Here is a 25,416-nt window from a genome sequence, read left to right as displayed (position 1 = left end):
AGCACACGATGTCTACGCCGTCTACGCATGTCGATCTGTCCCACATGGACCGCAACCTCGCGCTGGAGGCCGTCCGCGTGACCGAGGCCGCCGCCCTGTCGGCCTCGCTGCTGATGGGTCGCGGCGACGAGAAGCTGGCCGACCAGGCCGCGGTCGACGCCATGCGCCAGGCGCTCAACACGCTCTACATCGACGGCACCGTCGTGATCGGCGAGGGTGAGCGCGACGAGGCCCCGATGCTCTACATCGGCGAGAAGGTCGGTGCCGGCATCGGTTCCGGTCCGAAGGTCGACATCGCGCTCGACCCGCTGGAAGGCACCACCATCTGCGCCACCGGCGGTCCGAATTCGCTGGCCGTGATCGCCATGGCGGAGGAGGGCGGCTTCCTGAACGCCCCCGACGTGTACATGGACAAGATCGCCGTCGGCGCCGGCCTGCCGGACAACATCGTCGACCTGGACGAGACGCCGGCCAACAACCTGAAGGCGCTGGCCGCCGCCAAGGGCACCGAGGTGCAGGAGCTGCTGGTTTGCATCCTGAACCGTCCGCGCCATGCCGAGCTGATCGCCCGCGTCCGCGAAGCCGGCGCCCGCATCATGCTGATCAACGACGGCGACGTGTCGGGCGTCATCGCTACCAGCCAAGCCGGCACCGGTGTGGACATGTATGTCGGCTCCGGCGGTGCCCCGGAAGGCGTGCTTGCCGCCGCGGCCCTGCGCTGCATCGGCGGCCAGTTCCAGGGCCGTCTGCTGTTCCGCAACGACGACGAGCGCGCCCGTGCCGCCAAGTGGGGCGTCACCGACCTGGACAAGAAGTACAGCCTGCACGAGCTGGCGCGTGGCAATGTCATGTTCGCCGCGACCGGTGTCACCGACGGCGCCATGCTGAAGGGTGTCCGCCGCGTTCCGGGCGGCGCCTACACCCACTCGGTCATCATGCGCTCCAAGTCGGGTACGGTCCGCTACATCGAGGCGCACCACAACCTGTCGCGCAAGCCGGCCGTCAAGTAAGCCTGACAGCATCAAGCTTTTGTTTTCGAAGACGCGCGGAGGGAAACCCCCGCGCGTTTTTTTGTGCCCGCTTTGATCTGGCTCCATTTGCCTACGAAGGTTCTATCGAATTCGCGCAGGTCTGCCGCCGCCGCGCCGCAGAGGCCCTGCCATTGATTTCGCGGGTGCGGAAGGCAAAATAGCCTCATGTAATAGAGCGCCAAGCGCAGGAGATCATCATGGCCTACTCTTCGATGCAGTCAACGTCCTGTGAATTGTTTGATGTCGGAACAAAGGGAAGCACTGTCTTTCAACGTGTCGTTCATTGGGTTCGCGAACGAATTGAACTTCGTCGCGCGGAAAGTGAGCTGAACCACATGTCCGACGCCGAACTGTCCGACATCGGTCTGACCCGGGGCGAGATCCACAACGCGGTTCGTCGCGGCTATTGATAGCCGGACTATCGAAGGGCTTGCCCAAAGCGTCTGGCGCCCGGCGGTCCATCCGAGTCCCGAATGCGGAAAGCCCCGGGAAATTGCCGGGGCTTTCGCATATGCACAGGCATTAACCTTTTCTTCATCGACCCTGCCCATGCGGCACATATGCCTGGGAGGGGTTGCGCGCTGCAGCAGAGTTATGGTTAATGCAGTTTAACATTAACCCCGGTTCTGTTCTAAAATGGAAACGGGGCGCCTTCGGGAACCCCAATACTCCGTGAGAGCCGTGGTCGCATGAGTCTCATTCATCGCCTTCAGTCGCTGGAAGCGGAGCGCGACGCCGCCCGGGAGGAGGCCGAGCGCGCCAATCTCGCCAAGTCGAAGTTCCTCGCCGCGGCCAGCCACGATCTCCGCCAACCCCTGCAAGCCCTGTTCTTCCTGTCCGCGGCCCTGGCCCGCCATGTCGGCGACCACAACGGGCGCGACCTGCTGTCCCGGCTCGACCAGGGGCTGGATACCATGAAAGGGCTGCTGGACGGCTTGCTGGAGGTTTCCCGGCTGGAGGCGGGCGTGGTCACGCCGGTGCTGGACACGTTTGCCGCCAGCGAGATCACAGACGCGCTCGATTCCGCCTATGCCGAGCAGGCCACCGCCAAGGGGCTGGTCTGGCGGGTGGAGGGCTGCGAGGCCGTTCTGCGGACGGACCGCGGATTGCTGATGCAGCTGTTGCGCAATCTGGTCGACAACGCCCTGCGCTATACCGAGGCCGGCGCCATCCGCATCCGCTGCCGGGTCGATGGCGAGAGGCTGGCCATCGAGGTGCAGGACACCGGTATCGGCATCCCGCCCGAACATCTCGACCGCATCTTCGAGGAGTTTCATCAGGTCGGCAATCCGGAGCGCGACCGGCTGCGCGGCCTTGGGCTGGGGCTTGCCATCGTGCGGCGGCTGTCGCAGCTGCTCGACCATCCGGTACAGGTGCGCTCGGTGCAGGGGCAGGGCTCCGCCTTCCGGGTGCTGGTGCCGCTGGCTCCGGCCCGCCTGATCCCCACCCGCGCGGGCGGGGTGGATCGCCGGCCGGTGATCGACCGGCCGCGGCTGGCGGTGCTGGTGGACGACGACGCCGTGGTGCTGCTGGGGCTGCAAACGGTGCTGACCGAGTGGGGATTCCGCGTGGTCGCGGCGGACGGCCCCGACCGGGCGATGGACCGGCTGGAGGCTCTGGACCGGGCGCCGGACATCGTCATCGCCGATTACCGGCTGCGCGAGGGGCGTGTCGGCACGGAAGTGATCCGCCGCGTCCGTGAACGTTATGGGGAGGAGATCCCCGCCATGATCCTGACCGGCGAGACCGGCATCGACACGCTGGCCGACGTCTCCGCCCATGGCGTGGCCGTGCTGCACAAGCCCGTGACCCCGCGCCAACTGCAGGCCGAGGTCGACAGGCTGCTTCGGATCAAGCGCGTCGACGGCGTCGCCCAAATCGCCCAGTGACAGGGTCGCCCAGTAACGGGGGCGTCCGATAAGGGCGGAGGCGGTCGTGCCGCCGCACCACCAATCGATCTCAGATCAGCGCACCTTGGCGCGCCTCATCCTCCGCCCCATCGGCGGGGGCTTCTTCGTTTCCGCCATGTCCATTCAGCGCAACCTGCCCGGCTTCGGTCAGGCGGCAGACCAACCAGTCCGGCTTCAGCGGATTGTCGAACCAGCGTTCCGCCCAGCCGGCCTTCAGGCAGGCCTCGACGGTCGCCTTCTTCACGCGCTGGCCCCGTTCGTCGAACAGCGGCAGCTTGCCGCCCGGCTGGTTCAGACCGCGGCGCAGCCAAGCCCCCTGAACGTCTGACGGGGCGCTGCGGGACGGGGAACGGCGGGGCTTGGCCATGGATGGGCAACTCTTGCGGAAGCGGGATGGGGCGGGGGGTGCCGGCCCCGGCGGGGGCTGTGGCAAAGTGGGGGCATCCTACGCGAAAGCGCATCGCAGGTGCATCGAAAAGGAGGAACCCTTCCATGCCCGAAACCGGCACAGACCATCTCGTCTTCGCCTACATCACCGCGGGTTCCAGGGAGGAAGCGCTCCGCATCGGCCGCACCCTGGTGGAGGAGCGTCTGGCCGCCTGCGCCAACGTGCTGGACGGCATGACCTCCGTCTACCGATGGAACGGCGCTGTCGAACAGGCGGACGAAGCGGTGCTGATCGCCAAGACCCGATCCTCGCTGTTCGACCGTCTGACCGCCCGCGTGCGCGACCTGCACAGCTACGATACCCCTTGCGTGGTGGAGCTTGCGGTCGGGCGCGGCAATCCCGCCTATCTGGACTGGCTGCGGGTGGAGACGGCCTGATCGGCCGGGAGGCGGAAGGGGCGCGCAACCGGCACATGCCGAAACAGGATCTTGACGTCGATCAAGGTCGCGCGCTGCAGTTGACGGTACCGGTGACGCGACTTGGCCGCTCCTTCGGGCGAGCGCGATAGCCGACGCCGACCGGCGCGTCGCCGAACACCTTTATCGAGGACATCGAGACCATGGACGATTGCTCCGCACACGGCCCCACCCCCCTGTCGCTGGACGAGGCGGTCGCGCGCGTCGCGCAGGGCTACGGCGCCGTGACCGGGACGGAGGAAGTGCCGCTGCGCCAGGCGCTCGGCCGCATGCTGGCGGAGGAGGTGATGGCTCCGGTCAATGTACCGCCGGCCGACGTGTCCGCCATGGACGGTTGGGCCTATGCCGCCGATGCCGGAGAGGGGTTCCGGCGCCTCGACATCGTGGGGCGCGTGCCGGCGGGCTCCAAGTTCGAGGGAACCGTCGGACCGGGGCAGGCGGTGCGCATCTTCACCGGCGCGCCGGCCCCGGCCGGCGTCGATACGGTGGCGATGCAGGAGGATTGCCGGACGGACGGCGATGCCGTTCTGGTCCCGGCCTCGCTGAAGCGGGGCTCCAATATCCGTTCGGCGGGAGAGGACATGACGGCCGGCGCCGTCGTTCTGCACCCCGGCCAGCGGATGCGGGCACAGGAGGTCGGGCTCGCCGCCGCGGTCGGCCGTTCCAGCCTGACGGTGCGCAAGCGGCTGACGGTGGTGCTGTTCTCCACCGGTGACGAGCTGCGGGAGCCGGGGGTGCCGAAGCCCGACCATGCCATTTATGACGCCAACCGCTACACGCTGGCGGCACAGCTCGATGCGCTGGGGGTGGAGGTGCGCGATCTCGGCATCCTGCCCGACCGGCCGGAGGCCACCCGCGCGGCGCTGGCCGATGCCGCCGGCACCGCCGACCTGATCGTCACCAGCGGCGGCGTGTCGGTGGGCGAGGAGGACCATGTCAAGGCGGCGGTCAACGCACTTGGCTCCATCGACCTGTGGACGCTGGCGATCAAGCCGGGAAAGCCACTGGCGCTGGGCCGGGTCGGCGACACGCCCTTCCTGGGGCTGCCCGGCAACCCGGTCTCGGCCATGGTCACCTTCCTGCTGGTCGGCCGGCCTCTGGTTCTGCGCCTGTCGGGGGCGTCCAGCATCGCCACGCCGCGCAGTCTGGTGGTCGCCGACTTCACCTTCACCAAGAAGCCCGGCCGCCGCGAGTTCCTGCGTGCCCGGCTGGAGCGTGGCGAAGACGGCCGGCCGGTCGCCGTGAAGTTTCCCAGCGACAGCTCCGGTGTGCTGACCTCGATGGTGGAGGCCGACGGGCTGGTCGACATGCCGGCCGAGGCAACCGCCGTTCGGCCGGGCGATCTGGTCGATTTCCTGCCATTCACCGGCCTGTTCGCGTGACGCTGGAGCAGCTGCGCATCTTCGCCACGGTGGCGGAGATGCTGCACTTCACCCGCGCCGCGGAGGTGCTGCACCTGTCGCAACCGGCGGTCAGCGCCGCCATCGCCGCGCTGGAGGCGGAGCACGGCCTGCGTCTGTTCGACCGCATCGGCCGCCGGGTGGAACTGACCGCCGCCGGCCAGCTGCTGCATGGTCAGGCCCGTGCCATCCTGGCGAAGGTGGAAGAGGCCGGCACCATGCTGGCCGAGCTGTCGGGCCTGTCGCGCGGATCATTGCGGTTGGCAGCCAGCCAGACGGTCGGCAACCACTGGCTGCCGCCGCGCCTGTTGCGCTTCGCCGAGGCTTATCCGGGCATCCGCGTCGACTTGTCCATCGGCAACACCGAACAGGTCGCGGAGGCCGTGCGGGATGGCCGGGCCGAGCTGGGCATCGCCGAGGGCGCGGTGGCCGATCCGGCACTGGTCAGCGAACCGATCGAGGGCGACCGGCTGCGGCTGGTGGTGGGCGGTAGCCATCCCTGGGCAGCGCTTGGGCGGGTGGACCGCGAGGCGCTGGCTGCAGGGCGCTGGATCCTGCGCGAACCCGGCTCCGGCACGCGCGCACTGTTCGAGGTGGCGATGCGCGGCGCGGGGGTGGAGCCGGCCGGGCTAGACGTTGCGATGACGCTGCCGGGTGGCGGGGTGATCCGGGCCGCGCTATTGGCCGGCATCGGCGCGAGCGTTCTGTCGGACCTGATCGTCGCGGAGGATCTTGCCGCCGGACGGATCGTCGCGCTGGAGGGGCTGGATTTACCGGCCCGGCCATTCCATCTGCTGCGCCACCGCGACCGCTACCGCAGCATCGCCGAACGGGCGTTCGTGCGCGTCGCGGTAGGGGATATTCCCTCTCCCTCCCGGGGAGAGGGTTAGGGTGAGGGGGACGCGGTGCGGCACTTTCCCGAAAATCCAACCTGTGCTTCCCCCTCACCCCGACCCTCTCCCCGGGAGGGAGAGGGAGATCCCGGAGGGCTATCGTAAGGTGCCATCGGCACTTCGGCTTATCGCCATAGCCCGATTATCGGCGCTATAACCGGGCATTCCCGCTTCCGGTTGTAAGGCGACATGATGGTACGGCTGCTGACGCTGCTCTGGGTCCTTGCGGTGATGGCCTTCCTAGGCACTCCGGTCCGCGCCGACTACACGCCGCCGGGGGCGCTGTCCGATGCCACCGCCTATGCCAACGGGCTGCTGCTGAAATCGCCGCCGCAGCCGAAGCCGCAGGTGATCGCCGACCTGCTGAAGCAGGCGCGCGCCGCCCGCGACCGCAAGGACATGGCGGGCGCCATCCAGGCCTATGAGAAGACCATCACCCAGGGCGGCGGCTCGCCGTCGGTCTGGCTGGAGTTGAGCGCGGCCTGGATGGCGGCGACTCCGCCCAACAAGGACCGCGCGCTGCAGAGCGCCGTGATGGCCGGCCAGTTCAACCCGAAGGACGAGGAACGCGTCGCCATCCTCTGGCGCATCGCCACGCTGATGGACGAGGCTTTCGGCAAGCCGGACGAGGCGGTCAAGGCGCTGAAGTCCATCCGCGAACTGGCGCCGAAGCTGGAAGCGGCCACCCTCGACACCCAGGCGCCGAAGCTGGAGGAGCGGTTCGTCGCCATGCGCCGCAAGGCCGGGCTTGCGATGACCGGCGTCACCGTCAACGCCGAGGGCACCAGCCCGCGCGTCTGCTTCCAGTTCTCCGACAGGCTGAGTGGCAAGCAAGGCCTGCGCTTCGACGATTACGTGCGGGTGGAGCCGCCGACCAAGACCGCGCTCGAAGCGCGGGAGAACAGCCTGTGCCTGCGCGGCGTCACCCATGGCAACGGCTACACCGTCACACTGCGCCAGGGCCTGTCCGGCGAGGATGGCGTGGCGTTGAAGGCCGACGAGACCCAGCGCGTGCGCGTGCCCGACCGGCCGTCGATGGCGGCCTTCCGCGGCTCTTCCTACATCCTGCCGCGCAAGGGTGCCGACGGCATTCCGGTGGTCAGCGTCAACACCGATCGGCTGGATGTGTCGGTCTACCGCATCGCCGACCGCGCGCTGGTGTCCAACAAGTATGAAGGCAGCATCTTCAGCGAACTGACCGGCTATTCCGCCGACCGGCTGGCCCAGGAGAATGGCGAACTGGTGTGGTCCGGCTCGCTGGAGGTGAAGGGGGAGCGCAACCGCGACGTCACCGCCGCCATTCCCTTCCGGCAGGCGGTGGGCGACGACCCGAAAGCCGGCCTCTATGTCGTCACCGCCCGTCCGCATGACACGGAGGATGCCGACCGCTGGGACGCGCTGGCGACCCAGTGGGTGCTGTTGTCCGACATCGGCCTGACGAGCTTCCGCGGTGCCGACGGTTTGACCGTCTTCGCCCGCTCCTTCGGCTCGGCCAAGCCGCTGCCAGGGGTGGATGTGGCGCTGGTCGCCCGCAACAATTCCGAACTGGCCCGCGCAAAGACCGACGAGTTCGGCCGTGCCCGCTTCGCGCCCGGCTTGCTGAAGACCGGCGGCAATGCGCCCGAGATGGTGATGGCCTATCTTGGTACCGATTTCGCCATGCAGGACCTGACCGGCGCCGCCTTCGACCTCAGCGACCGCGGGGTCGGCGGGCGTCAGGCGCCGGGACCGATGGACGCCTTCGTCTATGCCGACCGCGGCGTCTACCGCCAGGGTGAGACGGTGAACCTGTCGATCCTGCTCCGCGACGACAAGACCGAGGCGGTCGACAATTTCCCGCTGACCGTGAAGGTGCTGCGCCCCAGCGGTACGGAGTATTACAGCGGCGCCCTCAAGGGGCAGGAGGCCGGCGGCTTCTTCCTGCCGCTGAACCTGACCCGCACGGCTCCGCTGGGCGGCTGGGCGGTGCTGGTCTACAGCGACCCCAAGGGCGAGCCGATCGGCCGCGGGGAGTTCCAGGTCGAGGATTTCGTGCCGATCAAGCTGGCGCTCGACCTGACCGCCAGCGCGCCGATCCTGGTGCCGGCGCAACCCTTCGAGGTGACGGCGCAGGGTCGCTTCCTCTACGGTCCGCCGGCCGCCGGCCTGGACGGCACCGCCGAGGTAGCGCTGAAGCCCGACCCGATGCCTTATCCGGCCTTCAAGGATTACCGCTTCGGCCGGGTGCAGGACAACCCGACCGAGCGGCTCGACCCGCTGGAGTTTCCCACCACCGACGATCAGGGCGTTTCGCGCATCGCGGTTACGCTGCCGGAGGTGCCGGACACCAGCAAGCCGCTGCGCGCCGACATCCGCGTCACCCTGTCGGAGCCGGGTGGGCGTCCGGTCCACAAGTCGGTGAGCGTGCCGGTCCGGCCAAAGACCCATGCGCTGGGTCTGCGCCCGCGCTTCTCCGATGGGCGCATCGGCGAGGGGGCGGAGGCCGCCTTCGACCTCGTCGCCGTGGCGCCGGACGGTAGCGCCGTCGCCAAGCCCGGCATCACGTGGGAACTGGTGGAGGAGCGGGTTTCCTTCGTCTGGTTCCGTCGCGACGGCCGCTACAGCTACAACGCCACGGTGCGCGACGTGCCGCTGGCGTCCGGCACCGTCGATGTCGCCGCCGACAAACCGGCGCAGGTGGCGCTCGGCAAGCGCGACTTCGGCCGCTACCGGCTGGAGGTGACGGACAAGGCGGCTGGCGTCGCCAGCTCCTACCGCTTCTATTCCGGCTGGGCGAGCGGTGACGAGACGGCCGACATCCCGGACAAGCTGGAGGTCTCGACCGACAAGCAGTCCTACAAGCCCGGCGAGACCGCCCGCATCCGCGTGGCGCCGCCCTTCGCCGGCGAACTGCTGGTGACGGTGGCGACCGACCGCATCTTCGACGTGCGCACCATTTCGGTCCCAGCCGAGGGCACGACGGTGGAAATCCCGGTCGATGCCGCCTGGGGTCCCGGCGCCTATGTCACCGCCACCGCCTACCGTCCGCCGGTCAAGGGCCGCGAACGCCAGCCGGTGCGCGCCATGGGCGTCGCCTGGGTCGGCGTCGATCCCTCGGTCCGCACGCTGGCCGTCACGCTCGACGCGCCGCAGGTGCTGCGCCCGCGCAGCCGGCTGGAAGTCGGGGTGAAGGTTGCCGCCGCCGATGGAGGGTCGATGGAAGACACCTATGTCACGCTGGCCGCGGTGGACGAGGGCATCCTGCGGCTGACCGACTTCGCCAGCCCGCAGCCGGAAAAGTATTATTTCGGCAAGCGCCGGCTGGGGCTCGACATCCGCGACGATTACGGCCGGCTGATCGACCCGCTCGACGGCCCCTATGGCGCCATGCGCCAGGGCGGCGATTCCAGCGGGGCCGGTCTGCCGGTGGTGCCCTTCACCGTGGTCTCGCTGTTCCAGGGGCCGGTGAAGGTGGGGGCCGACGGCACCGCCCGCATCGGTTTCGACGTGCCGGACTTCAATGGCGAGCTTCGCGTCATGGCGGTGGCCTACAGCCGTGGCCGGGTCGGCTCCGCCGCCGGGCCGGTGACGGTGCGCGATCCGCTGGTGGCCGACGCCATCCTGCCGCGCTTCCTCGCCCCCGGCGACGACAGCCGGGTGACCCTGTCGCTTCACAATGTGGAGGCGGCGGCCGGCACCTATGAGGTCGCGGTCACCGCGCAGGATGCGGTGTCGGTGGAGGGCGGCACCCTGTCCGTCCCGCTGGCGAAGGGCGAGCGCAAGACGCTGGTCGTGCCGCTGAAGGGTGTCGCCGCCGGTATCGGCCATGTCGCCGTCGCGGTGAAGGGGCCGGAGAACCTGGCGCTGAGCCACGAATACGGCATCACCGTCCGCCCGGCGCGTGCGGTGGAGACGCAGTTCGTCACCCGCCAGATCGCACCCGGCGAGAGCGTCCGCTTCGACGGGGCGGAACTGGCGACCTATCTGCCGGGGACGACCAACTGGTCGGCCAGCTTTACCACGGCGCCGCCCTTCGATGTCGGCGGCATCCTGCGGGCGCTCGACCGCTATCCCTTCGGCTGCCTGGAGCAGACCGTCAGCCGCGCCCTGCCGCTGCTGGTGGTGCGCGACGTGGAACTGGCACTGGGCAAGGACCGCAAGCCGGACGACGGCCTGGAGGCGCGGGTTCAGCAGGCGATCTCCCGCACGCTGGACAAGCAGCGCTTCGACGGCGCCTTCGGCCTGTGGGGCGCCCATGACGAAGCAGACGGCTGGCTGACCGCCTATGCCACCGAGTTCCTGATCCGCGCCAAGCAGAAGGGCGAGGCGGTTCCGGACAAGCCGCTGACCGATGCGTTGTCCTGGCTGCGTCAGCGCGCCATCGCCAGCGCAACGGAGCCGGCGGATCTGACGGTGCGCGCCTATGCCCTGCACACGCTGGCGCTGGCCGGCGTGTCGCTGCCTGGGCCGGCGCGCTACCTGCACGACACCGCGCTGGAGAAGCTGCCGACGCCGCTCGCCAAGGGCCAGCTGGGGGCGGCACTGGCCCGCATGGGCGATCAGGAGCGGGCGGCCAGCGCCTTCGACAGCGCGGTCGGCCATCTGGCGCGCGAGGACTGGCATGTCGATTACGGCTCCACCGTCCGCGACTCCGCGGCACTGGTGGCGCTGATGACCGAGGTCAACATGGCCGGCAACCGCATCCCGGCCCTGATCGACCGGCTGCCGGCCTCCGCCACCGCCGCCAACCGCACCAACACGCAGGAAAAGGCGTGGTCGGTGCTGGCCGCCGACGCGCTGCTGCGCGGCGCGCCGGCCAAGGTGGAGGTGACGCTGGGCGGCACCCGGCGCGACGGGGCACGGGTCGACCTGACCCCGACGCTGGCACAGTTGAAGGCCGGCATCCCGGTCGCCAACTCGGGCAAGGCGGCGGTGTGGCAGGCGGTGTCGCTGTCCGGCGTTCCGGTGGCGCCGCAGCCTGCCGCGCGCGAGGGGTTGCGCATCAAGCGCAACTTCTTCACCCGCAAGGGTGAGGTGCTGAACCTCGACGGCATAAAGCAGAACGACGTCTTCGTGGTGGTGCTGGAAGGCGAGGCCAATACCAAGCTGTTCCATCAGGGCATGGTGACCCACGCGCTGCCCGCCGGCTGGGAGATCGAGAACGCCAAGCTGGGCGGCGGCACGCCGGAGGAGATGCAGTGGCTGGGCGACCTCAGCTACACCCGCACGACAGAGGCGCGCGACGACCGCTATGTCGCCGCAGTGGACCTGACGGAGGACCAGCAGAGCTTCAAGCTGGCCTTCATCGTCCGCGCCATCACCCCCGGCACCTATGAACTGCCGGGCGCGACGGTGGAGGACATGTACAAGCCGCGTTTCTTCGCCCGCCAAAACACCGGGCGGATCACGGTCCATCCGGCGGAGTGACGATTGGCGCGGAGGTGGTTCCGGCAGCGTTGGGTGCGGCAGACGGGTATCGCCGCAGCCGCTGTCGCGGCTCTGTTGGGCACGGCGCTGGCGCTCGACCGGCTGTTCCCGCCGCCGCTGGACCGGCTGGCCGATCTGTCGGTGACGGTCACCGACCGCAGGGGCCAGCCGCTGCGCGTCTTCACCAACGGGGCGGGGGCATGGCGTCTGCCGGCGACGATCGAGGACGTGTCGCCCCTGTTCGTCGAGCTGCTGCTGGCCTATGAGGACCAGCGATTCGAAAGCCATGCCGGCGTCGATCCGCTGGCGGTGCTGCGGGCGGCTGCACAGAACTTGGGGGCGGGGCGGGTGGTGTCCGGCGCCTCCACCATCACCATGCAGGTTGCCCGCCTGCTGGAGCCGCGACCGCGCACCTTTACGGCCAAGCTGATCGAGGCGGCGCGGGCGGCGCAGCTGGAATGGCGCTACAGCAAGCGCGACATCCTCGGCATGTACCTGACGCTGGCCCCCTATGGCGGCAATATCGAAGGGATTCGCGCGGCCTCCCTGATGCTGCTGGGCAAATCGCCGGTGGAGTTGGACGCGGCGGAGGCGGCGCTGCTGGTCTCGCTGCCGCAGTCGCCGTCCCGGCTGCGGCCCGACCGCTACCCGGAGCGGGCGCAGGCGGCGCGCGACAAGGTTCTCGACCGTGTGGCGGAGGCGAGCGCCCTGTCGCCCAAGGCGGTGGCGGAGGCCAAGTCGCTGCCCGTGCCGTCGGCGCGGCTATCCCTGCCGGCCTTGGCCCCGCATCTGGCCGAACGGTTGCGCAGCGCCAATCCCGGCCGGGCAGAGATCGCCACCACCATCGACGGCACGCTGCAACAGGCGGTGGAGGCGCTTGGCCGACGCGCGGCGGAGACGCTGAATCCGCAGGCCGGGCTGGCGGTGCTGGTGGTGGACAACCGCGACCGCTCGGTGCTGGCCTATCTCGGCAGCCCCAACGCGCTGGACGAGACGCGCCAGGGGCCTATCGACATGGTGCGGGCGGTGCGCTCGCCGGGATCGGCGCTGAAGCCCTTCATATACGGGCTGGGCTTCGACGACGGCATCATCCACCCGCTGACGCAGATCGCCGACGTCTCCACCCGCTTCGGCGACTGGGCCCCGCGCAATTTCGACCGCAGCTTCACCGGCGACCTGACGGTGATGGAGGCGCTGCAACGCTCGCTGAACGTGCCGGCGGTTCTGGTGCTCGACCGGGTGGGGCCGCTGCGCTTCGCCGATGCGCTGCGGCGGGCCGGCGCGCGGCTGGTGCTGCCGCAGGGCACGACGCTGCCGGGCCTGCCGGTGGCCCTTGGCGGGGCGTCGATCAGCCTGTGGGACATGACGGCGCTGTACAGCGGGGTTGCCCGCGACGGGCTGGTTGGGCCTTTGCGGACCAGGACCGACGAGTCGGGTGGGGCGGAACACCGGCTGCTGTCAGCCACGGCGGCGCAGCAGGTTCGGGCGATCCTGGAAGGCTCCCCGCCGCCGCCGGGCGTGGTGCAGGCGCAGGAACTGCGCGGCAGCGGGCCGGTGGCACTGAAGACCGGCACCAGCTATGGCTTTCGCGACGCCTGGGCCTTCGGCGTGACTGGGCGCTATACGGTCGGCGTGTGGGTCGGCCGCCCGGACGGTACGCCCAGTCCCGACCATTACGGCCGCAACACCGCGGCACCGCTGCTGTTCGAGGTGTTCGACCGGCTTCCGGCCGACCGCGGCCGGCCCGCCGGCCCGGTTCGCAACGAGACTCCGCCGGAACTGCTGCGACGCCTTCGTCCCGGCGATGTCGAGATTGCCGGCTCCCGCCAGATCGATGGGCTGCGCCTGACATTCCCGGTCAGCGACATGGTTCTGGAAGCGCTGGGGCCTGACGGGAAGGGGGAGCCGATGACCCTGACCGCCACCGGCGGGCGGAGGCCGCTGTCCTGGCTGATCGACGGGCGCCGGATCGCCCAGTCGCCCATCGCGCGGGAGGTGGTGTGGCGACCGGACGGTCCGGGGCTGGTTCGCGTCACGGTGCTCGATGCCGACGGCCGCAGCGACAGCGCGACCGTCGAGATTCGCTGAGGATTAAACGATCTAGGACGCGCGGCGCAGGCCGAAGGACGCGTCGCCGCGCCGGCTCCACACCCGTGTGCGGACCCGCATCTGCTTCTGGCAATCCACAGAGCAATAGAGCGGTGCCGGCCCCCGCGACGACGGACGGACGAATGGACGGCCGCAGCAGGCGCAATGCAGCTGGCGAGTCGCGGAGTGCGGGGTGTTGGCCGGACGGGCGGAGGCGGACATGGTCACGACGAAGGTGGGTTGTTTCGGGTGAGCGCGAATATAGGGGAGCTGTGTTGCAGTTCCATGCTCGGGAAAGCTCTTAGGACTGAATGGGTAGTGGGGCTATCCGGCGGCCGGCGGCGATTGACCGCATCCCTCCGACGGCCTATCTGAAAAGGCGGAGCAATAAGCGGGAGCGTTGCGGTAGCAATGGGCGTCACCGACCGGCTGCGGAGGTTGACGGGCATGGCGGGGACGGTGGTCCTGGCGATGGCCCTGGGGATGCTCGTCCTGCTGCTGTGGCAAGGCACCGCCGTCGCCGCATGCCCGCATGACGGCTACAGCCCTTCGCCCGCGGCCAAGGCGCCGCAACACCTGCAATCCGCGGCGATCACCGACCATGCCCGGCAGGTTCCCGCCCAGTCGCAAGGATCAGGCCATCAGGAAGCAGCTCACCATGCTGTACTGCAGCCCTGTTGCGGCGGCATGGCCTGCGCCGCCATGACGGCGGTTGTGCCTGGGGGAGAGTTGGTTGTTCCGGTCGTGCTGGCGAGGTCGATGCCGGGATGGCCCGCCGGACCGTTGCGCGAGGGGCAGGGGGTGCGTCCGGACCTGCCGCCACCGCGGCTGGGATGAAGCGTTCGCGTTGTCCGCGTCCGCTCCGGGCGTGACGGCGCATTCGGTACATTCCCCCAATTCGAAATTCCGGTGTCCGCAATGACTTTTGCGCTTTCGCGCCGCCGTCTGCTGTCGACGGCCATGGCCGGCGGCTGTGCCGCCCTGCTGCCCGCCTTTCCCCGTTCCACCCTGGCCGCCGCGCCGGCCGCGGATCAGCCCGTCGGCTTGACCCCCGTTGGATTGACCATCGAGCGCCGTACGCTGGACGTGAACGGCAAGGCGGCGAGCGTGTTCGGCATCCGCCAGCCCGACGGTACGCATGGACTGGTCCTTGATCCCGGACGGCGGTTCCTGGTCGATCTCGCCAACCGGGCGGGGGAAGATGCGGTGATCCACTGGCATGGTCAGACTCCGCCCTATGCCCAGGATGGCGTTGCCGACATGAACCGCCCGACCATCCCCAACGGCGGCTCTGCAAGCTACGACTTCGCGCCGCGGACGGGCACGCACTGGATGCACTCCCACCACGGCCTGCAGGAACAGCTGCTGATGGCCGCCCCACTGGTGGTCCGAAGTGCCGACGACCTCCGTGCCGACGAGCAGGAGGTGACCATCCTGCTGCATGACTTCACCTTTCGCGATCCGGCGGAGGTTTTGGCGTCATTGACCGGATCGGCCGGCGGGACGGGGCATGGCGGTCACGGCCAGATGGGGCATGGCTCCCACGGCTCCATGGGGCACGGGTCCATGAATCACGGCGGGGCGGCTCATGGTTCCGCGGGGCATGCCATGTCCGGCGGCATGTCGATGGACCTGAACGACGTCGAGTATGACGCCTATCTCGCCAACGACCGCACGCTCGCCGACCCCGAGGTGGTCCGGGTGGAGCGGGGCGGCCGGGCGCGGCTGCGGGTGATCAACGGCGCCACATCAACCGCCTTCCATCTCGATCTGGGGCGCCTGACTGGTGAGGTGGTCGCGGCGGACGGCAATCCGGTGCATCCGGTCGCCGGCAACCGCTTTGGGATCAGCATGGGGCAGCGGCTCGACATCCGGCTGACGCTGCCCTCCGAAGGCGGCGCCTTTCCGATCCTTGCCCTGCGCGAAGGCGCGGCGCAGCGGACCGGCCTCATCCTCGCCACGGCCGGCGCCATTGTGCAGCGGGTGGCGGAACAGGGAGAGGCCGCGACCGAAGCGCTCGACCTGTCGCTGGAGCGGCGGCTCGTTGCCGAACGGTCTCTCGGCACCCGCGCGGCGGATCTGTCGGCGCGGGTGCGCCTGACCGGATCTATGACGCCCTATGTCTGGAGCCTTGACGACCGGACCTTCGGCACGCACGCGCCGCTGGTGGTTCGGCAGGGACAGCGGGTGGAACTGACCTTCGAGAACCCGTCGATGATGGCGCACCCCATGCACCTGCACGGCCATCATTTCCAGGTGGTGGCGATCGACGGCCGCCCGGTGGTGGGGGCGGTGCGCGACACCGTGCTGGTGCCGACGATGGGCAGCGTGACGGTGGCCTTCGACGCCGACAACCCCGGCCGCTGGCCGCTCCACTGCCACAACCTGCTGCATATGGCGACGGGGATGATGACGGAGGTGGTGGTCGAGGGGGCGGGGTAACGAAGGCAAAGTGCCGGTGCCCCCTCTCTTCCACGGCTTCGCCGCGGGTCCCTCCCTCCCGCTCTCGGCGGACCGAAGGTCCGTCCGATGGAGGGGGAGGGTTAGGGAGGGGGCATCCTTGGCAGTTTCAACCCTCAATAATGCGGCGGGGGTCGGTCGTCCTGCGGCGAGGCGATCGCGTACTCCGCCGCCTCCACCCGGTCGCGCATGCGCTTCAGCTGTGCGGTCAGGCGGTCGATGGTCTGGCCCTGGGCGAAGATGACCTCCGACATTTCCTCTGCCATCCGCTCGTGGTGGGCGAGGCGGCTTTCCAGGTCGGCCAGACGCTCTTCGATAAGTCGCTGTTCGAGGGCGGGATCCATGGGGCACCGGTCAGACAGTGAAAAACGGGGAGGGGCCGCAAGATGGACCATTCCCCGCTTCGGGTCGAGGTGCCTTTCTGCTCAAACCATCGCCGTGGTGCCGGCCAGCCAGCCGGATAGGCCGGTCAGCAGCAGGACGGTCAGGCTCGCCAGCCGCAGGGTCAGCGGCGCCATCGCCAGCCCGCCCATCAGCTTGTCGTTGCGCAGCAGCAACAGCATCGGGATCAGGATGAAGGGCAGGGTCAGGGCCAGAACCACCTGGCTCAAGACCAGCAGTTCATCCACCGCACCGTCGCCGGCACTGCCCAGAACCGCCAGCGCCGGGATCAGCGAGGCGCCGCGGGTGATCAGCGCACGGGTGACGGGGCGCAGGCGCAGGTTCAGGAAGCCTTCCGTCACCATCTGGCCTGCCATGGTACCGGTGGTGGTGGAGCTCTGCCCGGCGGCCAGCAGGGCGATGGCGAAGATCAGCGCGGCGGCCCCGCCGATGCTGCTGCCCAGCAGGGCGTGCGCGTCCTCGATGCCGGGGGTGCTGCCGGTGGTGACGCCCTGGAACGCGACCGCGGCGACCGCCAGGATGGAGCCGTTGACCAGACCGGCCAGCGCCAGGGCGGTCGACAGGTCGATGGTCAGCCAGCGGGCGGCCTGTCGGCGCTCCTCCGCCGTCTTCACCTCGGCCAGCCGCGAGCGGACCAGTCCGGAGTGCAGGAACAGGTTGTGCGGCATGACGGTGGCGCCGATGATGCCCAGCGACAGGTACAGCATCTCCGGATCGCGGGCCAACTCGATGGTCGGAACCAGCCCGGCCAGCAGGGCGCTGGGATCGGGGCGGGCGATCACCAACTCCCAGGCGAAGCAGACCACGACCACGCTCATCAGCGCGCCGACCACCAGTTCGGGCGCGCGGCCCCGCGCACCCGGCAGGGCCAGGATGCCAAAGGTCAGCATGGCGGAGATCACCACGCCGGCCATGATCGGAATGCCGAACAGCAGCTTCAGCGCAATGGCGCTGCCCAGCAACTCGGCCAGATCGGTGGCGATCATCGCCAGTTCGGACACGGCCCACACCGCCATCGCCACCGGGCGGGGGAAGCGGTCGCGGATCAGCCGGGCCAGATCCTTGCCGGTCGCCAGCGTCAGCCGGACGATCAGCCCCTGCAGGAAGATGCCGGCCAGACTGGCGATCAGCACCGCCGACAACAGCGCGAAACCGAAGCTCGACCCCGCCGCGATGTCCGTTGCCCAGTTGCCCGGGTCCATGTAGCCGACGGCCACCACGAAGCCGGGGCCGAGCATGGTCCAGAACCGGCGTCCGGTCGCGGGGATGTGGCGCGAAGTGTCGTTGGCGATGGTGGGGGATGCGGTCTTCACGCCGGTTGCTCCTGAACGGTCCTTGTCGGCCAGAGACTTGACCGCTGATGCAAGAATGGCCGGCCAGTTCGATAGCGTCCAATCGATGTTTATGAACATCGCAATAGGGCATGTCTATCGATATGGGGGCTCTGCCGGAGCAGGTCCAGTTCAGAACAGCCTGAAAGTCACTTCGTTCGCAGTGCAGCAGTGCCATGCGGACGAATTTTGCCGGGAACCATCCGCGGTCCTCACCGCCGGCGCGGACCGAAGCGCTTGCGCGGGGCTCCACGAAAGCCGGCGGCGGGCGGCGGCTCGCGGCGGCGGGCGCGGGAGGCCAGCGCTTCCGACAAACGCTGGCCGATGGCGTCGCGGGCGCTGCGCACGCGGTCTCGGTCGGGCAGGGCATCGGGGAACTTGCGGGACGCCCAGAAATAGAGGTCGCAGGTCCGGGACGCCGCTTCCAGCACATCGGCGCTCAGCCCGTCGAGCCGGGCCGGGATCAGGCGCGCGAGCGGCAGGACCTCCCCCGCCTCCACCGCGTCGAGGATGGCGGCGAAGACCTTGGCATCCTCCGGCTCCTCCAGATCGGCGGGGGCGAGCAGCAGCTCCAGCTTGGCGGCCAAGGCCAGCCGCCGGGCATCCAGCATCGGCGCCGCGCGGCGCAGGTCCGACAGATCGGCCAGCCGGAAGGGGGAGCCGGAAGTGGCCGCGGTGCCGAAGCACTCCACCAGCAGGCGCGTCTCGTCGCTGTCGATGTGGCTGGCGAGGCGGGCCAGCATGGCGCGGGTCGGGCGGACCGGCAGGGGGGCGTCGGCGCGCAGGCGGCGGTCGGGCGCCTCCAGCAGACGTTTCAACGCGGCGGGCGTGCCGCGGGCAATGACGCCGAAATGTCCCTCTTCGAACTGGCCGAAGCGGCCGGCGCGACCGGCGATCTGCTTCACCTCCGTCGCGGTGAGCGGGCGGACGGCGCTGCCGTCGAACTTCTCCAGCGCGGTGAACAGCACGCGGCGGCAGGGCAGGTTGAGGCCCATGCCGATGGCATCGGTCGCCACCACCACATCGGCCTCGCCGGACAGGAAACGCGCCGCCTCGCGCCGCCGCACCGCCGGGGCCAGTGCGCCGTAGATGGCGGCGACCGACAGGCCCTGTGCCAGCAGCGTGTCGCGGACGCTGTGCACCTCGCGGCGGGAGAAGGCGATCAGGGCGTCGCCGCGCTCCACCTCCGCCCAGTCCAGCCGGCGGTCGAGCATCGACAACGGGGTCTTGCGGTCGAGTTCAACCACCTCCAGCGCTTCGCCGAGATGGGCGGCGGCACGCTCCACCAGAGGGCGGACCTCCGGCGCGCCGAGGATATAAACGGTTTCGGCCGGAACGCCCATCAGCGCGGCTGTCCAGGCCCAGCCGCGCGCCGGATCGGCCAGCATCTGGATCTCGTCGATCACCGCGACCTCCACCGGGCGGTCGGGGTCCATCACCTCGATGGTGGAGGCGGTGTGGCGGGCGCCGGGTGTGCGGATCTCCTCCTCGCCGGTGACGAGCGTGGTCGGGGTGCCTTCGGCGTTCAGCCGCTCCATCACCTCCAGTGCCAGCAGGCGCAGCGGGGCGAGATAGACGCCGTCGCGCGCCTCGCGGAGGGCCGTGATGGCGCGGTGGGTCTTGCCGGAGTTGGTCGGGCCGATCACCAGCACCAGCCGGCGGTTCATGCCGCGGGCCACCGGGAACAGCCGCTCGAACCGGGAGAAGTCGAAATGACGGTCGACATAGGCCCGGCCGCGCAACTCCGCCCGTTCGCGGCGCCACTGGTCGTACTCGCGGTCCCAGCGGTCCAGCAACTCGTCGGCATCGGTCCGGTTGCGGGCGGCCTTGCCCAACCGGTCGGCGAGGCTGGGGAAGCCCCAATCTGGATCGTCGCCGGCCCGTTCAGCCAGATCGCGCAGCCGGGTCGCCACGCGGGACAACGCATCGTCCAGTGCGGCGTGCAATGCGGGATCATGGTCGAGCCGTGCCGACAGTTCGGCATCGGACAGGTCCGACAATTCCAGCGCGTCGAAGGTCCGCGACACCTGCAGCCGGATGGCCGGGGCCATGCCGGGCCAGGGCATTTCGTCGGCGCGGACGGCGCGGACGCGGGTGCGATCCTCGCAGGACAGCAACGCGGTGTGGCTGCCGGCAAGCGCGCGGCGACCCTGGGCCAGCAGTGCGTCGCGGCGGTGGGCGCGGTCGATGCGGCCGGTGATCTCCAACAGAATGGCCTCTCGCCGCTCCGCCGGGACCAGCAGGTCGCGCTTGCCCTTGGGCAGCGGCAGGCCGAGCGGCACCAGTCCGCGCGCCTCGGCATCAGGCATCCGCAGCACGCCGGCGGCCCCAAGCGTCGTCACCTCCGGATGGGCGACGGCGAGGTCGTGGACCAGATGCGGGTCGGTCGGCAGCTCGGGAATCTCGTCGGTCATGCGGCTTGTCCGGAGGCGATATGGTGCAGCACGATGCCGCTGGTGGTCGCCACGTTGAGGGAATCGAAGCCGCCGGCCATCGGAATGCGAACGCTGCGGGCACGGGCCAGCAATGCTTGCGGCAGTCCCGGTCCCTCAGATCCGAACAGCAGTGCGGCGCGGCGGGGCGGGTTCAGGGCGGCGAGCGTCTCGGCACCGGCGGGGCTCAGCGCCACCGCATCGAACCCGAACCGGTCGAGCAGGGCGAGCGGGTCCTCGCCGACGCCAAGCTTCGCGGTCGGCACCAGCAGCGTCGCCCCCACCGAAACACGGATCGCCTTGCGGTAGAGCGGATCGCAGCAGCCGGGATCGAGGATCACCGCATCGGCGCCGAAGGCGGCGGCATTGCGGAAGATGCCGCCCATGTTGTCGTGGTTGCCGATGCCGAACAGCATCACCACGCGGGCGACCGGGCCGCAGGCGACCAGCAGATCGGTCGCGCTCGGCACCTCGGTCTTCTCTCCCACCGCCAGGATGCCGCGATGCAGGGGAAAGCCGGCGATGCGGTCGAGCACGGGCTGGGTGGCGGTGTAGACGGGAGTATCGGCGGGAAGTGCCGCCAGCATTGGCTCCAGCGCTTCCACCCGCTTGTCGGCGATCAGCAGCGAGCGGGCGCGGTAGCGGGTGGACTGCACGAGGCTGCGCACCACCACCGCCCCCTCGGCGATGAACAACCCGTCACGGCCGACGAGATCGCGCTCCCGCACGTCGCGGTAGGGTTCGATGCGCGGATCCTCGGGGTCGGTGATCGGAGTGATGATGGGCAAGGAGAGCACTCGGCAACTGGGGTGTGTGCCTACTTAGTGCATATGGAGGCGGCTTTCCAATGCCGGGGCGGACAGGGCGGTGCCGATCCTCCCCTTCCCTAGGCATACCCCCTTGCCGATGCTCAAGGCCCTGCTCATGTTGCGATGCAGCATAGGCGAGCGAGGACGTGCCGACATGACCATGATCCGCAAGCTGTGGAACCGCGTGTGCCGCAAGCCCGCAACCGAACGGCAGGTCACGCCGGCCAAGTCGGAGGAACCGCTGGAACAGCCGGGGCTGGGGTCGATGCGGGCCCTGCCGCCGCCCAAACCGACGCTGGCGCTGGCGTTGCAGGGTGGCGGGGCGCATGGGGCCTTCACCTGGGGCGTGCTCGACCGGCTGCTGGAAGAGGATATCCGGCTGGTCGGCGTCAGCGGCGCCAGCGCCGGGGCGATGAATGCCGCGATGCTGGTGCAGGGCTGGACACGAGGCGGATGCGCGGGAGCGCGCGCGGAACTGGCGAATTTCTGGGAGCGGGTGAGTGCGGCTGGGCGGCTTGGACCGATCCAGCCGAGCTTGACCGACCGGCTGCTCGGCCGCTGGAACGTCGACCATGCGCCGGGATCGCATATGGTGGATTGGGCAAAGCGCTGGATCACCCCCTACCAGACGCAGTCGGCGGATTTTCACCCATTGCGCGGGCTGTTGGCAGAGATGGTGGAACCGGAGCTGATCCGGCGGAGCGGTCTGCGGCTGTTCGTCAGTGCCACCAATGTGCGCAGCGGCGCCCTGCGCCTGTTCGACGAGACGGAGGTCGAGGTCGATCATCTGCTGGCATCGGCTTGTCTGCCGCACCTGTTCCGCGCTGTGCGGATCGGCGGGCAGGATTACTGGGACGGCGGTTACCTTAGCAACCCGCCATTGTCGCCGCTGGCCGAGGCCTGTCCCGGTGCCGACCTGCTGGTGGTTGCGATCAATCCACTGACCTGCGCCACCACGCCGGAGGATCCTGCCGGCATCGCCGCCCGCCTGAACCAGATCACCTTCAACGCCGCCCTGCTGCAGGAACTGCGCTGCCTGTCCGCGCGCGCCGATGCCCCGCGCCTGCATCTGATCGATGCCGACGAACATCTGCAGGATCTGGGCGTCTATTCCAAGCTGATGACCGACTGGACCTTCCTGAACTGGCTGCGCGATGCCGGGCGGGAGGCCGCGGATCGCTGGGTGGAGCAGAATCTGGGGCGTGTCGGCACCGAAAGCTCGGCACGGACGCCCGCCCTCGTGTGACCCTCACTCCGCCGGGTGCTGCTGCGCGTCGGGGTCGGTGTGCGCGAACCAGCGCTTCATCCTGCGCGACAGGCCGTCCAGATAGGTCAGCGCAACCGGCACCACCAGAAGCGTCAGGATAGTGGAGGACAAAAGGCCGCCGATCACCGCGTGGGCCATCGGCGCCCGTTGCTGCGCGCCCTCGCCGATGCCGAGCGCCAGCGGGATCATGCCGAAGATCATCGCCGCGGTGGTCATCACGATGGGGCGCAGGCGGATGATGCCGGCCTCCACCAGCGCGTCGTGCAGGTCGGCGCCGCGCTTGCGCGCCTGGTTGGCGAAATCGACCAGCAGGATGGCGTTCTTGGTCACCAGACCCATCAGCATGATGAAGCCGATGGCGCTGAAGATGTTCAGCGTCGATCCCGCCACCAGAAGTCCCAGGAACACGCCGACCAGCGACAGGGGCAGCGACGCCATGATGGCGAGCGGCTGCAGGAAACTGCCGAACTGCGAGGCCAGGATCAGGTAGATCAGGATGACGGCGAGCGCCAATGCCTGCGCCGCGTAGCTGCTGGTCTCCGCGATGTCCTTGGTGGAGCCGCCGAAGACGATGCGGTAGCCGGGCGGCAGCTCGATCTTTGCCAATGCCGCCTGCAGCTCCCGCCCGGCATCGCCGGCGGCGCGGCCCTGGACGTTGGCCTGGACATTCACCTCTCGCTGCAGGTCGCGCCGGTTGATCTGCGAGGCGCCCAGCGTCGTCACCACCTCCGCCACCTGGGACAGCGGGATCATGCGGGGCGTGCCGTTGGCGTCTTTTCCACCGGAGAAATAGATGCGGTCGAGGTCGGCGCGGCCGGCGCGGTCGCCTTCGGGCAGGCGGACCAGCACGTCGTAGCTCTCGCCGTCCGGCGCCTTCCAACTCGACACCGTGTCGCCGGCAAACAACGGGCGCAACGTGTCGGCCACCTTGGCGGTGCCGATGCCGAGGTCGCTGGCGATGTCGCGTTCCAGCCGGACGGCCAGCGTCGGCTTGGCCGCCTTCAGCGTGCTGTCGACATCGACGAAGCCTGGGATGGCGCGCATGGCGCCGATGACCTTCTGCGACAGCCGGTCCAGTTCGGCGATGTCGCGGCCCTGCACCGACACCTGGATCTGCTTCTGCACGCCGCCGACGCCGGGGATGGCGATGCCGATGGTGACGCCGGGGATCGCCGACAGCCGTTCGCGCAGCAGCGGGGCGAGATCGTTGGGGGACCGCTTGCGCTGCTCGATCGGGGTGTAGCGCAGATAGATGCTGCCGCGGTTGTGGCCGATCGATACGCCGGTGTTGACGGTGCTGTAGGTGTAGGCGATCTCCGGGAATTCGCGGATCGCCGCCTCCACCTGTTTCGTCTTGGCCGTGGTGGTGGCAAGCGAGGAGCCGACCGGGGTCTCCACCTCCACGATCTGCTCGCCGAGGTCGGCAGCCGGCACGAACTCCACGCCGATGCGCGGCACCAGCAGGAAGCTGCCGAAGAAGATCGCCAGCGCCGCGATCGCCACCAGAAAGCGGCGGCGCAGGCCCCAGCGCAGCAGCCGGCCGTAGCCGTGCGAGACGGCATTGAACCCGCGCTCGAACCAAGCCGCGAAGCGGCCGAAGATGGAGCGGCCATGTTTGCCGTGCGCCGCCGGGTCGTACCACACGCTGGACAGCATGGGATCGAGCGTGAAGGACACGAACAGCGAGATCAGCACCGCCGCCGAGACGGTGATGCCGAATTGCAGGAAGAAGCGGCCGATGATGCCGCCCATGAAGGCGACCGGCAGGAACACCGCGACGATGGTCAGCGTGGTCGCCAGCACCGCCAGCCCGATCTCCGCCGTGCCGTCGAGCGCGGCTTGCCGGTGGCCCTGACCGCGGGCGAGGTGGCGCATGATGTTCTCGCGTACCACGATGGCGTCGTCGATCAGGATGCCGATGGCGAGCGACAGGGCCATCAGCGTCATCATGTTCAGCGTGAACCCCATGGCCGCCAGCATGCCGAAGGTGCCCAGCACGGCGACCGGCAGGGTCAGCGCGGTGATGACCGTGCTGCGCCAGGATCCGAGGAACACCATGACGATGAGGATCGTCAGGATGCCGCCCTCGACCAGGGTCTTCTGCACGTTGCTCAGCGAGTTGGTGATCCCGCGGGAGCTGTCTCGCACCACCGCCAGCGTGACGTCGGGCGGCAGCGAGCCGTTGGTCCGCAGATCCTGGATCGCCGCATGCAGGCCGCGCGCGACCTCGACGGTGTTGGCACCCTGGACCTTCACCACATCCACCGCCAGCGCCGGGTTGCCGTTCAGCATGGCGGCGGAGTCCTGCTCCTCCTGTCCGTCGATCACCTCGGCGACCTGGCCCAGCCGCACCGGGCTCTCGCCGCGGCGGGCGACGATCAGGTCGAGAAGGTCGAGCGGGTTGCGCACGCGCCCTTCCACCTGCACCACGCGCTCCCGCCCCTGGCCGGTGACGGTGCCGGCGGGGACGTCCTGGTTCTCGCCGCCGACAGTGGCGATCACCTCGTCGACGCCGACGTTGAGGGCCTCCAGCTTCTCCGGCTTCAGACGGACCAGGATCTGGCGCTTCACCCCGCCGGCGATGGTCGCCTTGCCGACGCCACGGACATTCTGCAGCCGCTTCAGGATGATCTGGTCGGTCAGCGTGGTCAGGTCGCGCAAGGACCGCAGGTCCGACGTCACCGCGAGGGACAGGATGGGCTGGTCGTCCGGATTGAAGCGGGTGATCTGCGGATCCTTCACCTCGTCCCGGAAGGTTGCGCGGATGGCCGAGACCTTTTCACGCACATCCTGCAGCGCCTGGACCGAGGAGGTCTTCAGGTCGAACTCCGCGATCACCACCGACTGGCCTTCGTAGGAGCGCGAGGTCAGCGTCTTGATGCCGGCGATGGTGTTGATCGCATCCTCGACCGGGCGGGTGATGTCGGTCTCCACCGTCTCCGGGCTGGCGCCGGGATAGCTGGTGCTGACCACCACCACCGGGAAATCCACGTCGGGAAACAGATCGACGCCCAGTCGGTTGTAAGAGAAGAGGCCGAGCACCATCAGCGCCACCATCATCATGGTGGCGAAGACCGGGTTGTCGACGCTGATGCGGGTGATCGGCATGGCGCTGTCCGGTCC

At 69.3% G+C, this 25,416-nt stretch carries 17 protein-coding genes; 11 read left to right on the top strand and 6 right to left on the bottom strand.

The genetic code is table 11. The features are described 5' to 3' along the window. Positions 1 to 8 precede the first annotated feature (8 nt). The 3 genes from glpX to FZ983_RS00895 all read left to right on the top strand — a co-directional run bounded on the left by glpX (position 9) and on the right by FZ983_RS00895 (position 2,920). Positions 9 to 1,010, top strand: a complete 1,002-nt coding sequence (glpX, locus tag FZ983_RS00905; protein ID WP_188092220.1) for a class II fructose-bisphosphatase — start codon at positions 9 to 11, stop codon at positions 1,008 to 1,010. Positions 1,011 to 1,228: 218 nt separating this feature from the next. Continuing rightward, a complete protein-coding gene (locus FZ983_RS00900) occupies positions 1,229 to 1,441 on the top strand; it encodes a DUF1127 domain-containing protein (protein WP_149221766.1) in 213 nt (70 codons plus the stop codon). A 279-nt stretch (positions 1,442 to 1,720) separates the two neighbouring features. Further along, on the top strand, positions 1,721 to 2,920 hold the full coding sequence (locus FZ983_RS00895; RefSeq protein ID WP_149221765.1) for a hybrid sensor histidine kinase/response regulator: 1,200 nt from the start codon (positions 1,721 to 1,723) through the stop codon (positions 2,918 to 2,920). A 70-nt stretch (positions 2,921 to 2,990) separates the two neighbouring features. Here the strand turns inward: FZ983_RS00895 and FZ983_RS00890 are convergent, their stop codons facing one another. Continuing rightward, entirely contained in the window at positions 2,991 to 3,308 is a 318-nt protein-coding gene (locus FZ983_RS00890) for a hypothetical protein (RefSeq protein ID WP_149221764.1), read from the bottom strand. Positions 3,309 to 3,433: 125 nt separating this feature from the next. On the opposite strand from FZ983_RS00890, the gene cutA reads away from it, so the two are divergent. The 7 genes from cutA to FZ983_RS00850 all read left to right on the top strand — a co-directional run bounded on the left by cutA (position 3,434) and on the right by FZ983_RS00850 (position 16,034). Then, on the top strand, positions 3,434 to 3,766 hold the full coding sequence (gene cutA, locus FZ983_RS00885; protein WP_149221763.1) for a divalent-cation tolerance protein CutA: 333 nt from the start codon (positions 3,434 to 3,436) through the stop codon (positions 3,764 to 3,766). A 182-nt stretch (positions 3,767 to 3,948) separates the two neighbouring features. After that, positions 3,949 to 5,187: a gephyrin-like molybdotransferase Glp gene (gene glp / locus FZ983_RS00880; protein WP_149221762.1), complete on the top strand. Its 1,239-nt coding sequence runs from the start codon at positions 3,949 to 3,951 to the stop codon at positions 5,185 to 5,187. Further along, positions 5,184 to 6,095, top strand: coding sequence for a LysR family transcriptional regulator (locus FZ983_RS00875; RefSeq protein WP_149221761.1), 912 nt, complete (start codon positions 5,184 to 5,186; stop codon positions 6,093 to 6,095). The genes glp and FZ983_RS00875 overlap by 4 nt, the downstream gene beginning before the upstream one ends. 192 nt (positions 6,096 to 6,287) lie before the next feature. Beyond that, entirely contained in the window at positions 6,288 to 11,504 is a 5,217-nt protein-coding gene (locus FZ983_RS00870; RefSeq protein ID WP_149221760.1) for an alpha-2-macroglobulin, read from the top strand. Positions 11,505 to 11,537: 33 nt separating this feature from the next. Next, complete coding sequence (pbpC, locus tag FZ983_RS00865; RefSeq protein ID WP_247883513.1) at positions 11,538 to 13,592, top strand: penicillin-binding protein 1C; 2,055 nt, start codon at positions 11,538 to 11,540, stop codon at positions 13,590 to 13,592. 411 nt (positions 13,593 to 14,003) lie between these two features. Continuing rightward, positions 14,004 to 14,429 (top strand): hypothetical protein, encoded by a 426-nt coding sequence (locus FZ983_RS00855; protein WP_188092219.1) that lies wholly within the window; start codon positions 14,004 to 14,006, stop codon positions 14,427 to 14,429. Between the two features lie 81 nt (positions 14,430 to 14,510). After that, positions 14,511 to 16,034 carry a multicopper oxidase domain-containing protein gene (locus FZ983_RS00850; protein WP_149221758.1) on the top strand — a complete coding sequence of 508 codons (1,524 nt, stop codon included), beginning with the start codon at positions 14,511 to 14,513 and terminating at the stop codon, positions 16,032 to 16,034. A 134-nt stretch (positions 16,035 to 16,168) separates the two neighbouring features. Here FZ983_RS00850 and FZ983_RS00845 read toward each other — a convergent pair whose 3' ends face one another. From FZ983_RS00845 to FZ983_RS00830, 4 genes are all read right to left on the bottom strand, one after another. Further along, positions 16,169 to 16,396: a SlyX family protein gene (locus tag FZ983_RS00845; protein WP_063634677.1), complete on the bottom strand. Its 228-nt coding sequence runs from the start codon at positions 16,394 to 16,396 to the stop codon at positions 16,169 to 16,171. Between the two features lie 81 nt (positions 16,397 to 16,477). After that, complete coding sequence (locus tag FZ983_RS00840; protein ID WP_149221757.1) at positions 16,478 to 17,767, bottom strand: Nramp family divalent metal transporter; 1,290 nt, start codon at positions 17,765 to 17,767, stop codon at positions 16,478 to 16,480. A gap of 230 nt (positions 17,768 to 17,997) precedes the next feature. Next, on the bottom strand, positions 17,998 to 20,199 hold the full coding sequence (locus FZ983_RS00835) for a helicase-related protein (RefSeq protein WP_149221756.1): 2,202 nt from the start codon (positions 20,197 to 20,199) through the stop codon (positions 17,998 to 18,000). Continuing rightward, the gene (locus FZ983_RS00830; protein ID WP_149221755.1) at positions 20,196 to 21,005 is read right to left on the bottom strand and encodes an RNA methyltransferase; all 810 of its coding nucleotides are present in this window, start codon (positions 21,003 to 21,005) and stop codon (positions 20,196 to 20,198) included. Before FZ983_RS00830 ends, FZ983_RS00835 begins: the two co-directional genes overlap by 4 nt. 175 nt (positions 21,006 to 21,180) lie before the next feature. Here FZ983_RS00830 and FZ983_RS00825 point away from each other — a divergent pair, with 175 nt between their 5' ends. Beyond that, positions 21,181 to 22,272, top strand: a complete 1,092-nt coding sequence (locus FZ983_RS00825) for a patatin-like phospholipase family protein (protein ID WP_149221754.1) — start codon at positions 21,181 to 21,183, stop codon at positions 22,270 to 22,272. A 3-nt stretch (positions 22,273 to 22,275) separates the two neighbouring features. Here the strand turns inward: FZ983_RS00825 and FZ983_RS00820 are convergent, their stop codons facing one another. Further along, positions 22,276 to 25,401, bottom strand: coding sequence for an efflux RND transporter permease subunit (locus FZ983_RS00820; RefSeq protein WP_149221753.1), 3,126 nt, complete (start codon positions 25,399 to 25,401; stop codon positions 22,276 to 22,278). Positions 25,402 to 25,416 lie beyond the last annotated feature (15 nt).

Source organism: Azospirillum sp. B21, from assembly GCF_008364825.1.
Classification (GTDB): domain Bacteria; phylum Pseudomonadota; class Alphaproteobacteria; order Azospirillales; family Azospirillaceae; genus Azospirillum.
The sequence above is the reverse complement of the archived record's forward strand: the minus strand, read 5'-3'. Positions and strand labels throughout refer to the sequence as shown.

What these genes read in the sequence shown, in the direction of transcription:
- glp (WP_149221762.1), top strand. Translation starts at nt 3,949, where the DNA reads ATGGACGATTGCTCCGCACACGGCCCCACCCCCCTGTCGCTGGACGAG.
- FZ983_RS00835 (WP_149221756.1), bottom strand. Translation starts at nt 20,199, where the DNA reads ATGACCGACGAGATTCCCGAGCTGCCGACCGACCCGCATCTGGTCCAC.
- FZ983_RS00870 (WP_149221760.1), top strand. Translation starts at nt 6,288, where the DNA reads ATGATGGTACGGCTGCTGACGCTGCTCTGGGTCCTTGCGGTGATGGCC.
- FZ983_RS00845 (WP_063634677.1), bottom strand. Translation starts at nt 16,396, where the DNA reads ATGGATCCCGCCCTCGAACAGCGACTTATCGAAGAGCGTCTGGCCGAC.
- cutA (WP_149221763.1), top strand. Translation starts at nt 3,434, where the DNA reads ATGCCCGAAACCGGCACAGACCATCTCGTCTTCGCCTACATCACCGCG.
- FZ983_RS00820 (WP_149221753.1), bottom strand. Translation starts at nt 25,401, where the DNA reads ATGCCGATCACCCGCATCAGCGTCGACAACCCGGTCTTCGCCACCATG.
- FZ983_RS00895 (WP_149221765.1), top strand. Translation starts at nt 1,721, where the DNA reads ATGAGTCTCATTCATCGCCTTCAGTCGCTGGAAGCGGAGCGCGACGCC.
- FZ983_RS00855 (WP_188092219.1), top strand. Translation starts at nt 14,004, where the DNA reads ATGGGCGTCACCGACCGGCTGCGGAGGTTGACGGGCATGGCGGGGACG.
- FZ983_RS00850 (WP_149221758.1), top strand. Translation starts at nt 14,511, where the DNA reads ATGACTTTTGCGCTTTCGCGCCGCCGTCTGCTGTCGACGGCCATGGCC.
- FZ983_RS00900 (WP_149221766.1), top strand. Translation starts at nt 1,229, where the DNA reads ATGGCCTACTCTTCGATGCAGTCAACGTCCTGTGAATTGTTTGATGTC.
- FZ983_RS00825 (WP_149221754.1), top strand. Translation starts at nt 21,181, where the DNA reads ATGACCATGATCCGCAAGCTGTGGAACCGCGTGTGCCGCAAGCCCGCA.
- glpX (WP_188092220.1), top strand. Translation starts at nt 9, where the DNA reads ATGTCTACGCCGTCTACGCATGTCGATCTGTCCCACATGGACCGCAAC.
- FZ983_RS00890 (WP_149221764.1), bottom strand. Translation starts at nt 3,308, where the DNA reads ATGGCCAAGCCCCGCCGTTCCCCGTCCCGCAGCGCCCCGTCAGACGTT.